A 12,696-nucleotide genomic window follows, 5' to 3' on the forward strand; every position below is an offset into this window, starting at 1 on the left:
CTTTCCGGAAACGTCGTTCGTGGATCTGGCCCGAGTATCGGCTCGGCGGTCGTCTCTTGACTTCCGCACAGCTAGGATATTAGAACATGTTCTAGGTGTGGGAGTCACGCCGGGAAGGCGGTATGGAGTGTGACCATCGCCACCACTGACGAGCATAAAGCCGTCCAGGAGTCGATGCGCGGATGGGCCGGTTCGGTGCGTCCAATTGCAACAATGCGAACCGATCCGAGCACCTTCTGGCGCGCATACTGGCCGGGCCTTGCCGATCTCGGCATCTTCCGGGTCGCCGTCGCCGAGGATCACGGCGGCGCGGGCGGTTCGGTGGCCGATCTCGCCGTGTTGGTCGAGCAGGCCGCGCACGATCTGGTCGGCGGGCCCGTGCTGGCAACAGCATTGGCCAATCTGATCACCGCGGGGCGGCTCGACGAGCAGCTGCCGTGCGGGGTTGCGCTCGACTTCGTTGTCGGCGCGGAGGTCAGCGTACCCGCCGCAGACAACGAGCTGTTGCTCACGGGTTCCTGGGATTCGGTGCTCGGCGCGGCGCCGGAAACCGCCGTGCTGCTTCCGGTTTCCACGCCGGACGGGCAGCGCTGGGTGTTGCTGCCGCCGGACACCGAGGGGCTTCGGGTAGAACCGCTTTCGCCGCTCGACCTGAGCACGCCGCTGGCTCGGGTGCACTGCGCCGACGTGCGCGTACCGGCCGATCAGGTGTTCGTGTCACCGCACGCGGTGCAGGATCTGGTCGCGGTCCTCGCGGCCGCCGAACTGGCCGGCCTGGCCGGCTGGTGCCTGACGACCGCGGTCGAATACGCGCAGGTCCGTCAGCAATTCGGCCGCAAAATCGGCTCGTTCCAGGCCGTCAAGCACATCTGCGCCTGGATGCTCTGCCGGACCGAATTGATCCGCGCCGTCGCGGCCGACGCGGCGGCCGCCGTGGACGAGGGCGGTGCGGAGCTGCCCATCGCGGCCGCGATCGCCGCGGCCACCGCGCTGGACGCCGCGGTCGATACCGCGAAGGACTGCATCCAGGTGCTCGGCGGCATCGGCTTCACCTGGGAACACGACGCGCATCTATACCTGCGCCGGGCGGTGGCGTTGCGCCAGCTGCTCGGTGGGGCTGCGCGCTGGCGGGCCAGGGTAACCGAACTGACCCGCGCGGGTCAGCGGCGCACCACCGGCGCCGATCGGGTCTTCGCGGCCGAAGGCGTTGGGGCGGTGGACGACGACAACGCCGGTGCGCTGGCGGCGGAGGTGGCTCGGATCGCCGCGCTCCCCGCCGACCAGCAGCGCGGTGCCATGGTCGAGGCCGGTCTGGTCATGCCGCATTGGCCGCGGCCGTACGGTCGCGGCGCGGATCCGATGACGGGCCTGCTGATCTCGGAAGAACTGCGGCGGGCCGGGCTCGCCGCGCCCGACTTGGCGATCGGCGGCTGGGCCGTCCCCACGCTGTTGCAGCACGGCACCCAGGAGCAGATCGATCGCTTCGCCTGGCCGACGCTGCACGGCGAGGTGGTCTGGTGTCAGCTGTTCAGTGAGCCGGAGGCCGGATCGGATCTGGCCGCGTTGCGCACCACCGCCAAAAAGGTGGACGGCGGCTGGGTACTGCGCGGGCAGAAGGTGTGGACCTCGCTCGGCGACCGGGCGAACTGGGGGATCTGCCTGGCCCGCACCGATCCCGACGCGCCGAAGCATCGCGGCATCAGCTACTTCCTCGTCGACATGGCCGCCGCGGGACTGCAAGTGCGTCCGCTGGTGCAGATCACCGGCGAGGCGCGGTTCAGCGAGGTATTCCTCGATGACGTCTTCGTCCCGGACGATCACGTGGTCGGCGCGCTGAACAACGGCTGGAAGATCGCCCGCTCGACGTTGTCGACCGAGCGAGTGGCGATGGGCGGCAACGGGATCGGTCCGGTGCTCGAAGAGCTGATCGCGAAGACGCCGGCCACCGGGCCTGGTGCGGAACTGGTGAACGACCGGCTCGGCGGATTCGTCGCGGAGGCGATCGGTGGCCTGCTGCTCGAGCAGCGCGCCGCCGTCAAGATGCTGGCGGGCGACGACCCCGGCGCGCAGAGCAGCGTGCGCAAACTGGTCGGGGTGCGGCATCGGCAGGCGGTCGCGGAATTCGCCGCGGCGACGGCAGGTCCCGCCGGTGCGCAGGACTCCGAAGTGGTAAAAGAATTCCTGCTCACACGCTGTTTATCGATCGCGGGCGGTACCGAACAGATCCTGCTGACCGTGGCCGGTGAGCGAATTCTTGGCCTACCTCGCGACACGGACAGCTAGCGACGACTGGGAGCGATTGTGGATTTCACCAGAAACGAAGGCCAAGACGCGGTGGCCGAGGTCGTCGTGAGTTTATTGGAGCGGGAACCGGCCCGTGACTTCGCGTTGTGGCCGAGCCTGGTCGACAGCGGGCTGCTTTCGGTCGCGCTGCCCGAGCGATTCGGCGGCGACGGCATGGGCCTGCCCGAGGTGTCGGTGCTGCTGACCGAGCTGGCGATGGACGCGGTGGCGGTGCCTGCCCTGCCGACGCTCGGCTTCGGGCTGCTGCCGCTGTTGTCGCTGCTGCCGGACAGCCTCGCCGAGCGGGTGTACCCGGAGGTGGCCAAGGGCGCGGTGCTCACCGCGGCGCTCAGCGAGCCTGCCGCCCCGTTCGCGGTCAAGCCGGAGACGGCGGCCGTCGTCGACGGCGACTCGGTGCGGGTCACCGGTCACAAGGTCGCCGTGCCGTACGGGGAAGAGGCGCGCTGGCTGCTGATCCCCACGAATTCCGGTATCGCGCTGATCGATTCCGACGCCAAGGGGCTGATCCGGGTACCGTCACCGGTCTCCGGCGGCATTCCCGAGTGCACCGTGCGGTTGGACCGGGTACTGATTCCGGCCGAGCAACTGCTGCCCGGCGGGCTCGCGGGCCTGCACCGACTAGCCCTCGCGTCGATCGGCGCCGTCGCGGACGGACTGCTGAAGGGCGCACTCGTGCTCACCGCCGAACACCTGCGTACCCGGCGCCAATTCGGCAGGCCGTTGGCCGAATTCCAGGCCGTCGCCCAGCAGATCGCCGACCTGTACGTCGTCTCGCGCACCCTGCACGTGGCCGCGGTCTCGGCGAATTGGGCGCTGGCGCAAGACGATTCCAGCCCGCAACATCAGGCCAGGATCGATGACGACCTCGACGTGCTCGCCTACAGCGTGGCCGCCGACCTCCCCGCCGCCATGCAGAAGTGTCACCACCTGCACGGCGGCCTCGGCGTGGACATCACCCACCCGATGCACCGCTACTACTCACAGGCCAAGGACATCGCTCGCTGGCTCGGCGGCGCATCGTTCCGACTCGATCGATTGGGGGCCAGATGTTCATCGACCTGACCACCGAGCAACGCAAGCTGCGCGACGAATTACGTTCCTACTTCGCCGGTCTCGTGACGCCCGAAGAGGAAGCCGCGATGGCGGTGAACCGGCACGGCGACGCCTACCGCGACGTGGTGCGCCGGATGGGCCGCGACGGCTGGCTCGGCGTCGGCTGGCCAAAGCAGTACGGCGGACAGGGTTTCGGCCCCGTCGAGCAGCAGATCTTCTTCAACGAGGCGGTGCGGGCGGATGTGCCGCTGCCGCTGGTCACCCTGCTGACGGTCGGCCCGACGCTGCAACAGTTCGGCACCGACGCGCAGAAGAAGAAGTTCCTGCCCGGAATCCTGTCCGGCGATATCCATTTCGCCATCGGCTACTCCGAACCCGAGGCGGGCACGGACCTCGCTTCGCTGCGTACCTCGGCCGTGCGGGACGACTCCGGCGACTGGGTTGTCAACGGGCAGAAGATCTTCACTACAGGCGCACACGAGGCCGACTTCGTCTGGCTGGCCTGCCGCACCGGTTCGGTCGAGTCGCGCCATCGGGGTATCACCATCCTGATCGTGGACACCACCGATCCCGGCTACTCCTGGACGCCGATCATCACCTGCGACGGTGCGCATCACACCAACGCGACCTACTTCGACGACGTGCGGGTGCCCGCCGACATGCTGGTCGGCGCGGAGAACGCGGGTTGGCGGCTGATCACAACCCAGCTCAACCACGAGCGGGTCAGCCTCGGGCCGTCCGGCAAGATCGAGCAGCTCTACGACCGGGTGCGGGAATGGGCGCAGCCGCGCGGCGTGCTGGGCGAGACCGATGTGCGCCGTTCGCTCGGCCGTATACACGCCATGGTCCGGTTGAACGAGCTGCTGAACTGGCAGGTGGCCGCGACCGTGGACGGTGACCAGGCCGGGGTGATCGCCGACGCGTCGGCCACCAAGGTGTTCTCCACCGAATCATTGCAGGAGGCAGGCAGATTGGCGGAGGAGATCGTCGGCCGCTACGGCGATCCCGCCGAACCCGGCACCGCGGAGCTGCTCACCTGGCTGGACCGGCGGACCAAACAGAACCTGGTGGTGACCTTCGGCGGCGGCGTCAACGAGGTGATGCGCGAGCTGGTCGCCACGGCCGGGCTGCAGCTGCCGCGAGTACCCCGATAGCCACCGACATTGCTAGTCGAGAAGGAGCCGCGCGTGCCGGAAACCATGAGTCCGGAGGCGATAGTCGCCGAGGCCGAACAGATCAAGGCGGCCGGTGATTGCGCCCCTCGCTTCGGGCGGGACCCGGTGAACCAGCCGATGATCAACAACTGGGTCGAGGCGCTGGGCGACACCAATCCCATCTACGTCGACGAAGCGGCGGCCAAGGCGGCGGGGCACCCCGGCATCGTCGCACCGCCCGCCATGGCCCAGGTGTGGACCATGTTCGGGCTCAACGGCTTCCGGCCCGCCGACGACCCGCTGGGCAAGGCCACCGAGCTGCTCGATGCGGCCGGGTACACCTCGGTGGTCGCCACCGACTGTCAGCAGACCTATCACCGGTACCTGAATGTCGGCGAGCAGGTGTCGGTGACCAGCAGGTTGTCCGAGATCCGTGGTCCGAAGCGGACGGCGCTGGGGGAGGGCTGGTTCGTCACCTTCCAGACCAGCTGGCACGTCGGTGACGAGTTGGTCGCCGAAATGCTGTTCCGGCTGCTGAAATTCGCACCGGGCACCGGTGCCGCGCCGAAAGCGCCTGCGGGAGAACGGGTCAAGCCGCTGGTCTCCTGGGATACCGAATTCTTCTGGGAGGGCACGAAAGCGGGCGAGCTGCGCATTCAGCAGCTCCCCGACGGTTCGCTGCGCCATCCGCCGATCCCGGCGCTGTGGAAGGACAAGTCGGAGCAGACCGACTACGTCGTCTCCTCGGGACGCGGCACCGTATTCAGCTATGTCGTGCACCACGCGCCGAAAGTGCCTGGGCGGCAACTGCCCTTCGTCGTCGCGCTGGTCGAATTGGAGGAAGGGGTGCGGATGCTCGGCGAACTGCGTGGCATCGAACCCGCCGAGGTGCGGGTCGGCTTGCCCGTCCGGGTGGAGTTCGAGAAGCTCGACGACGAAGCGACGCTGCCGTACTGGCAGGTGACCGCATGACCGCGACCGTCGAGCCGACCTCGGTGCAGGTCGGTACCGTGCTGCCGGAGCTCGTGATCACCGCCGATCCGACCTTCGTGATCAGTACCGCGCTGGCCACCAGGGACTTTCAGGATGTGCATCACGACAGGGACAAGGCGGTCGCCCGCGGTTCCAAGGACATCTTCGTCAATATCCTCACCGACACCGGGCTGGTGCAGCGCTTCGTCACCGACTGGGCCGGGCCGCGCGCCGTGGTGAAGTCGATCGCGCTGCGCCTCGGGGTGCCGCTGTACGCCGGGGACACCCTGACGTTGACCGGCACCGTGGCCGCCATCGACGGCGACGACATCCACATCGACGTGGTCGGCAAGGACAGCCTCGGCGACCACATCACGGCGAAAGCCGTTATCGCTTACCGGAGTTCGCATGAGTGAGCCCAGCATCTCGGGCCGCGCCGCCATCGTCGGCATCGGCGCGACCGACTTCTCCAAGGATTCCGGCCGCAGCGAACTGCGCCTGGCCGCCGAGGCGGTCACCGCGGCGCTGGCCGACGCGGGTCTGACACCGGCCGACGTAGACGGCCTGACCACCTTCACCATGGACACCAACACGCAGGCCGCCGTGGCCCGCGCCGTCGGTATCCCGCAGCTGAAGTTCTTCAGCCACATCGGTTACGGCGGCGGCGCGGCCTGCGCCACCATCCAGCAGGCGGCGATGGCGGTGGCCACCGGTGTCGCCGAGGTGGTGGTGGCCTATCGCGCCTTCAACGAACGCTCGGTGTCCCGGTTCGGGCAGTTCTCCACGGCGCTGGCCACCGCGCCCACCTCCTCCGGGATCGACGCGGGCTGGTCTTATCCGCAGGGTCTGGGTACCCCGGCCGCGCAGGTCGCCATGGTGGCCAGGCGCTACATGCATGTATACGGGGCCACCAGTGCGGATTTCGGCCAGGTCGCGGTCGCCGACCGTAAGCACGCCGCGGTGAACCCGGCCGCGTTCTTCTACGGCAAGCCGATCACGCTGGACGACCACCAGAATTCGCGGTGGATCGCCGAACCCCTGCACCTGCTCGACTGCTGCCAGGAGTCCGACGGTGGCGTCGCCATCGTGGTCACCAGCGTCGAACGGGCGCGTGAGCTGCCCCAGCCCGCGGCGGTGATCACCGCCGCCGCACAGGGTTCCGGCGCCGACCAGTACGTGATGACCAGCTACTACCGCGACGCGATGTCCGGCCTGCCGGAGATGGGTCTGGTCGGCGACCAGCTCTGGGCGCAGAGTGGTCTGCGACCCGACGACATGCAGGCCGCCATCCTCTACGACCACTTCACCCCGTTCGTCCTCATGCAGCTCGAGGAGCTCGGTTTCTGTGGCCGCGGCGAGGCCAAGGACTTCATCGCCGACGGCGCCATCGAGGTCGGTGGCAGGCTGCCGCTGAACACCCACGGCGGGCAGCTCGGCGAGGCGTACATCCACGGCATGAACGGCATTGCCGAGGCGGTCCGTCAGGTCCGCGGCACCTCGGTGAACCCGGTGGCAGGCCTGGAGCACATCGTGGTCACGGCGGGTACCGGCGTCCCGACCTCGGGCTTGGTGCTCAGCGCAGGCTGAACCGGTGGGCTAACGCGGCGGTGTACCCGGCTGGTCGTGCGTCGCGCAGTGGATGCCGCCGCCGCCCGCGGCGATCTCGTCGATCGGCACGGCGACCACGTCGCGGCCGGGCAGGTGATCCCGCAGGATGCCCTGCGCGCGGTCATCGGCCCGCCGGTCGCCGAACTCCGGCACGATCACCGCGCCGTTGGCGATGTAGAAGTTCGCGTAGCTGGACACGAACGTCTCGCCATAGCCGGTGATCCGGTCGGGGTCGGGCTGCGGCAGGTCGATCACCTCCAGCTTGCGGCCGCGCGCGTCGGTGGCCTCGGCGAGCACCCGGCGGGCCTGCTCGCTCGACCGCGACCACGAGTCGGCGGGCGACCCGGGAAACGCGGTGTCCAGCAGGACGACTCCGGGTGCGACATAGCGGGCCAAACAGTCGATGTGCGCATCGGTGATGTCCTCGCCGCGCACGCCCGCGCACCAGATCACCTTCTCGATGCCGAGGGTCTGCCGCAGTTCGGTTTCGAGTTGGTCGCGGCTCTTGCCGGGATTGCGGTTGTCGTTGACGATCGAGCTCTCGGTGACCAGCAGGGTGCCCTGACCGTCGGTCTCCAAGGCGCCGCCCTCGGCGACGAAAGGGGCCTGGTATCGGGGAATCCGGTAGCGCGAGAGCAGCTTCCGGCCGAGCGGGCCGTCGTTGTCGTGCGGCTGCTTGGCACCCCAGCCGTTGAAATTCAGGTCGACGCCGACGACCTTGCCGTTCTGCTCCACGAAGACGGGGATGATGTCGCGGGCCCAAAGGTCGTCCACCGCAAGCGAAATCACCTCGACGCCGCTGCCGCAGGCGCGCTGGGCCGCATCGCGCTGACTGTCCCGTGCGAGCAGCACCACCTGCTCGTATTCGGCGATCGCCTGGGCCAGGCCGGCGATGTCCGCGCGGACATCGTCCAGGTACGGACCCCAGACCGCCTCCTGCGCGGGCCACGCCATGTACGTGCGCGCATGGCTCTCCCATTCCGCGCCGAACCGGCCGCCGGGTCCCGCTTGCTCGGGGGCGTCAGGTGTGGACGGGTCGGCTGCGCCGCAGGACGAGACGCCCGCGGCGAGCAGGCCGGCGAGGACGCTGAAGGCGGATCGGCGGGACATGGGGATCTCCATCACGGGCTCCGGTAGTCGACGATGCTGCGGCAAGTTCCTGACTGAAATTTCAGTCAGGATTTCACGGTACCATGGACCGCATGTCTCGTCGTGATTCGATCCTGGAGTCGGCCGCCCGCGTGGTCGCCCAGCGCGGTGTCCGTGGTCTGCGGGTGGAGGAGTTGGCCGAGGCGGCCGGCGTATCCACCTCGCTGATCTACTACCACTTCAAGGACCGCGCGGGCCTGCTCGAGCAGACGCTGGAGTTCATCAGCGCCCGAGCCGAGCGCTACACCGAGACCGAGATCGACCCCGCCGCCGATCCGGTCGCCCATCTCGAGCAACTGCTGCTGCTCGAACTTCAGGACACCCCGGTGGTCATCGAGAACAGCATCGCCTGGGGCGAGTTCTGCGCGTCCGCGATCTTCCAGCCGGAACTGCGCGAACAACTGCGCGAGGCCACCGCCCGCTGGACCGACTATCTGGGTTGGCTGATCGCTAGTGCCCAGGAACAGGGCACCGTGGCCGCCGATATCGTCCCCGCCGATGCCGCCGAACGCCTCACCGCGCTCATCGAAGGCGTGAGCATGCGCTGGCTCAGCGGCACGCTCGACCTGGCGCGCGCCCGCGAATTGGTCAGCGGCGCGGTCGCTCTCGAACTCGGCACGGGAGCGGCCGTATGACCCCTCGGCACCTGGTCGATGTGCACATCCTGCTCATCCGCGAGGGCCGACTCCTGCTCAGCAAGCGCCGCAGTGGCGACGAATTCGACGGCCGCTGGCACCTGCCCGCAGGCAAACTGGAGGCAGGCGAATCGGCCACCGCCGCCGCGGCCCGCGAGGCGAACGAAGAAACCGGCGTGCACATCGACCCCGCCGACCTGCGGCACATCCACACCGCCCACGTGGTCGGCTCCGGCCGCGACCCCCGCCTCGGCCTGTTCTTCGAAACCCAGCAGTGGACCGGCACTCCCACCAACCGCGAGCCCGACAAATGTCACGAACTCCGCTGGTTCCCCCTCGACGCCCTCCCCGACGACATCATCGCCTACTCCGCCGCGGGCATCCGAGCCCACTTCACCGGCACCACCTACAGCGAACGCGGCTGGCCCGCAGCGACGATGCCGGATCTGCTGGGCCTGGGCGAAGGAGTCGACCGCATCGGCCTCGACCTACCAAAGCCGGGTGACCACGCCCGAGGCGCGGACCTGGATTGACGTTCCTCGACTAGGGGCTGACGCCGCGGAGGAATACCCCCAGCATGGTGCTGAGTTGGCGGACGCTCTCAGGCGTGCCCGGCGCGAGATCGGCCCGGCTGCCCGCGAACCGGTCGAAGACCGCGCCTTCGATGAGGGCGACAAAATCGGCGGCTGTGGTCGAGGGGTCGACGCAGCCCATGGCGTGGAACAGCTCTCGGGCGCGCTCGGTGGAGAACAGGCTGCGTGCCAGGCGGGCGTGCAGGTCGGGGTCCGACAGCAACTCCAGGATCAGGGTGTGCCGAGCGATCAGGTGGTTGCGGCGTGCATCGAGTAGGCGATCGAGCCAGCTGGCGATGCCACGCGCGGTGGTATCGGGATCGAGGGGTTCGGCCGGGGCGAGTTGGGCGGCGCTGAAGTCCGCGCGGGAGCGGGCCGTGATCCGGTCCACGATGGCCTCGATGAGGGCACGTTTCGTGCGGAAGTAGTAGGAGGCCGAGCCCGCGGGTAGGCCGAGTGCCGCATCGATACGGCGGTGGGTCAGCGCTCGAATCCCCTGGGTGGCAATCAGTTCGATGGCGGCGTCGACGATAAGTGCACGTCGGTCGGTTGTGGACATGCTCACCTTTCCTGGCTCGGCCTGATCGGGTCCTCTACAAATGTAGAGGACGGAGGAGGGCACATGGGAAGCGACGCGGCACCGAAGATCGTCCTGGACACCGAGCAGGGGCGGGCGCTGGGCCGGTTGGGCGAGTTGTTGGATCGGCGGGGGCGGCCGGTCAAGGGGCGCCGGGGGATTTATCTGCACGGCAGGCCGGGGCGGGGGAAGACGATGGTGATGGATCGGTTCTACGGCGGGGTCGAGTCGGACCGTAAGCGGCGCTTTCACTTTCATCAGTTCTTCGTCCGGCTGCACGAAGCCGCCCACGCGACCGGTTCGGTCGATGCGGCGATCGCGGCGTTGCTCGGTGACGCTCGCCTGGTCTGCTTCGACGAATTCCATGTGCACGACATCGGCGATGCGATGCTGATCGCTCGAATGCTCGAAGTATTGTTCGCGCGCCGGGTGACGCTGGTGGTGACATCGAATTACCCACCCGAGCAGCTCCTGCCGAATCCGCTCTTTCACGATAGGTTCCTGCCGACGATCGCCCGCATCACCGCCAACCTGGCGGTGGTCTCGGTGGACGGCCCGGTGGACTATCGCTCACGGGCAGACCGAACAATCACCCGCGGCGAGGGTTTCGCCGCAGGGTCATACCTAATTGATTCCGCGGAACTGCCGCGCAACACCGCGCCGCGCCCGGTAGCACATCCGGCGCGCGTAGCGAACAGCGAAAAATTGTCGGCAGGCTCGGTATCGGTGCAAATCGGTACCCGCAGGCTGACCGCCTTATCCGTTGACGACACCACACTCACCATCCAATTCGCCGCGCTCTGTGGCACTTCCACCGCTGCCGCCGACTATGTCGAACTGTCCCAACGCTTCCGGCGCTGGATCATCTGCGATGTCCCGCCGTTACGCGAGGTGCCGCCGGACTGGGCGATGCGTTTCGTCACCGTGGTCGATGTGCTCTACGACGCCGATCGAGAACTGACCGTGCGCGCCCGGGTCCCGTTGGCGGACTTGGTCGATGGCGGCCGCGGCGTCCCCGATATTGCGCGACTCGCCAGCCGTCTTTGTGAACTATCCCAATTGGTGCCCTCGTCCATCGGAGAGTTGTGCAACAAGTCGGCGACCTGCACCGCACCGTGTTAAAGAGGATGTATTCCGAAGTATTCGATTCCCTCCCGAGCGGACCATCCGGCATGTAACCATGTGGCTGTTTTGTGCAGTACTCAGATTTGGCGGTAATCAGTGGCTGGGGCGCGAGCGCCGATATTTCGCGTGATCGTGCTGATCACGCTGCTCGCCGCTGCCACGATCGCGCTGCGCGGATACTTGCCCGGCGTGACCGAGTCCCGCGGGGACAGCCGCTCCGCGCCGTCGGCGCTGTCGGTGGCGCTGATGCCGGTACTGCTCACGGTGTCCATGGTCATCCTGCTTGCCGGCGTGATCGCCAGCCAGCACCGTCTCCCGCTGGCCATGCCCGAGCCCGACCGTGACACCGACCGGCAGCAGTGGCGGCTCGGCCGCGTCGGCCTGCTGGTACTGGCCGGGCTCGCGGTGCTCGCCCTGGTGCTCGCGGCCGCCTCGGCGGTGTTCTTCGTCGGCGTCGGACGCGAAAGTGCGCCCCCGCCAGCGGCATCCCCGCCGGCCACCGGCCAGCCGGTCGACGACTTCAGCACCGTGGCGCCGGACCCCGGTGCCACCCCGGCCGAACTGACCGGCACCGCCTTGCTGCTGACCGCCGTCGCCGCGCTCGCGCTGATCGCGGTGGCCATCGCCGGACTCGTCGTGGTCGCGGTGGCGGCCCGCCGCAAGCCGGCCCCGGCACCGCCGCTGCTGGTCCCGGTCCCACCCACCGCGGTGGACTCACTCGCCAGAGCCGCCGAAATGGGCTTGGCGGCAATGAACGTCCCTGGCCAGGACCCGCGCACTGCGATCATCGCCTGCTACGTCGCGATGGAGCGCGGGCTCGCCTTCGATCGTGCCGCCGCGCCGCTGGCCTCGGATACCCCGATGGAGGTGCTCGCGCGCGCCTTCGAACGCGGCGCGCTGCACGATGCGTCCGCCCGCGAGCTGGTCGCGCTGTTCGAGGAGGCCAGGTTCAGCCCGCACGCGATGCTCGCGTGGCAGCGGATGCGGGCCGAGCAGCTGCTGCGGATCGTCCTGGCGGACTTGCAGGGAGAGGCGGCGGCTTGAACCGAACGGCCATCGTGCTCGGCGCCGCGACCGTCGTCGCGCTGATCGAGCTCGTCACCCTCGAACGGGCGCGCGGGGCGCTGTTGCTCGTCGCGGCGGTCCCGGTGGCGGTGGCCCTGGCCTGGCTGGTCTGGTCGTTGCGTGACCGCGCGGAGCCGAGGGCCTACCAGGATATCGATGAGATCGAGAACGGACCCGCCGAGATGCTGCGCCGCTGGCACGCCAGGGCGCAGATGCTGGCCGATCGCGCCGAGGGCACGCGCGCCGACTGGGACCGGCACCTGCGCCCCTTGCTGGCCAAGGAGTTCGAGCTGTCCAGCGGTCAGCGGGTCGCGAAGAACCGCAAGGCCACCGAGGCCGCCGGTATTCATCTGTTCGGGCCGGAACTGTGGCGCTGGGTGGACCCGGCCAACTCGGCATTGCGTGATCAGACCACTAGGGCACCGGGACGGGCGGCGCTGGACGAAATCCTGAGCCGCCTGCAGAGAATGTGAAATGGGTTG

At 68.5% G+C, this 12,696-nt stretch carries 13 protein-coding genes; 11 read left to right on the forward strand and 2 right to left on the reverse strand.

Features of this window, described 5'->3' with window-relative positions:
• Positions 1–129 precede the first annotated feature (129 nt).
• The 6 genes from ACIHA7_RS27925 to ACIHA7_RS27950 are packed head-to-tail and all read left to right on the forward strand — an operon-like array spanning position 130 to position 7,070.
• Positions 130–2,283 (forward strand): acyl-CoA dehydrogenase family protein, encoded by a 2,154-nt coding sequence (locus tag ACIHA7_RS27925; RefSeq protein ID WP_397293916.1) that lies wholly within the window; start codon positions 130–132, stop codon positions 2,281–2,283.
• An 18-nt stretch (positions 2,284–2,301) separates the two neighbouring features.
• Complete coding sequence (locus tag ACIHA7_RS27930) at positions 2,302–3,366, forward strand: acyl-CoA dehydrogenase family protein (protein WP_397293917.1); 1,065 nt, start codon at positions 2,302–2,304, stop codon at positions 3,364–3,366.
• Positions 3,351–4,511, forward strand: a complete 1,161-nt coding sequence (locus ACIHA7_RS27935; protein ID WP_397293918.1) for an acyl-CoA dehydrogenase family protein — start codon at positions 3,351–3,353, stop codon at positions 4,509–4,511. Before ACIHA7_RS27930 ends, ACIHA7_RS27935 begins: the two co-directional genes overlap by 16 nt.
• Before the next feature lie 45 nt (positions 4,512–4,556).
• Entirely contained in the window at positions 4,557–5,483 is a 927-nt protein-coding gene (locus tag ACIHA7_RS27940; RefSeq protein ID WP_397294532.1) for a bifunctional MaoC family dehydratase N-terminal/OB-fold nucleic acid binding domain-containing protein, read from the forward strand.
• A complete protein-coding gene (locus tag ACIHA7_RS27945; protein ID WP_135234522.1) occupies positions 5,480–5,899 on the forward strand; it encodes a MaoC family dehydratase in 420 nt (139 codons plus the stop codon). The genes ACIHA7_RS27940 and ACIHA7_RS27945 overlap by 4 nt, the downstream gene beginning before the upstream one ends.
• On the forward strand, positions 5,892–7,070 hold the full coding sequence (locus ACIHA7_RS27950) for a lipid-transfer protein (RefSeq protein ID WP_397293919.1): 1,179 nt from the start codon (positions 5,892–5,894) through the stop codon (positions 7,068–7,070). The genes ACIHA7_RS27945 and ACIHA7_RS27950 overlap by 8 nt, the downstream gene beginning before the upstream one ends.
• A 9-nt stretch (positions 7,071–7,079) precedes the next feature.
• On the opposite strand, the gene ACIHA7_RS27955 is transcribed toward ACIHA7_RS27950, so the two are convergent.
• Positions 7,080–8,201 (reverse strand): agmatine/peptidylarginine deiminase, encoded by a 1,122-nt coding sequence (locus ACIHA7_RS27955; protein WP_397293920.1) that lies wholly within the window; start codon positions 8,199–8,201, stop codon positions 7,080–7,082.
• 92 nt (positions 8,202–8,293) lie between these two features.
• Between ACIHA7_RS27955 and ACIHA7_RS27960 the strand changes: the two genes are divergently transcribed.
• The gene (locus ACIHA7_RS27960) at positions 8,294–8,875 is read left to right on the forward strand and encodes a TetR/AcrR family transcriptional regulator (protein ID WP_397293921.1); all 582 of its coding nucleotides are present in this window, start codon (positions 8,294–8,296) and stop codon (positions 8,873–8,875) included.
• On the forward strand, positions 8,872–9,408 hold the full coding sequence (locus ACIHA7_RS27965; protein WP_397293922.1) for an NUDIX domain-containing protein: 537 nt from the start codon (positions 8,872–8,874) through the stop codon (positions 9,406–9,408). The genes ACIHA7_RS27960 and ACIHA7_RS27965 overlap by 4 nt, the downstream gene beginning before the upstream one ends.
• Before the next feature lie 10 nt (positions 9,409–9,418).
• Here the strand turns inward: ACIHA7_RS27965 and ACIHA7_RS27970 are convergent, their stop codons facing one another.
• Complete coding sequence (locus tag ACIHA7_RS27970; protein WP_397293923.1) at positions 9,419–10,006, reverse strand: TetR/AcrR family transcriptional regulator; 588 nt, start codon at positions 10,004–10,006, stop codon at positions 9,419–9,421.
• 63 nt (positions 10,007–10,069) lie between these two features.
• On the opposite strand from ACIHA7_RS27970, the gene zapE reads away from it, so the two are divergent.
• From zapE to ACIHA7_RS27985, 3 genes are all read left to right on the forward strand, one after another.
• Complete coding sequence (zapE, locus tag ACIHA7_RS27975) at positions 10,070–11,146, forward strand: cell division protein ZapE (protein ID WP_397293924.1); 1,077 nt, start codon at positions 10,070–10,072, stop codon at positions 11,144–11,146.
• A 129-nt stretch (positions 11,147–11,275) separates the two neighbouring features.
• Complete coding sequence (locus ACIHA7_RS27980) at positions 11,276–12,193, forward strand: DUF4129 domain-containing protein (protein ID WP_397293925.1); 918 nt, start codon at positions 11,276–11,278, stop codon at positions 12,191–12,193.
• Positions 12,190–12,687: a hypothetical protein gene (locus ACIHA7_RS27985; protein WP_397293926.1), complete on the forward strand. Its 498-nt coding sequence runs from the start codon at positions 12,190–12,192 to the stop codon at positions 12,685–12,687. Before ACIHA7_RS27980 ends, ACIHA7_RS27985 begins: the two co-directional genes overlap by 4 nt.
• Positions 12,688–12,696: the final 9 nt, after the last annotated feature.

It is taken from the genome of Nocardia sp. NPDC052316, assembly GCF_044547795.1.
Lineage (GTDB): Bacteria > Actinomycetota > Actinomycetes > Mycobacteriales > Mycobacteriaceae > Nocardia.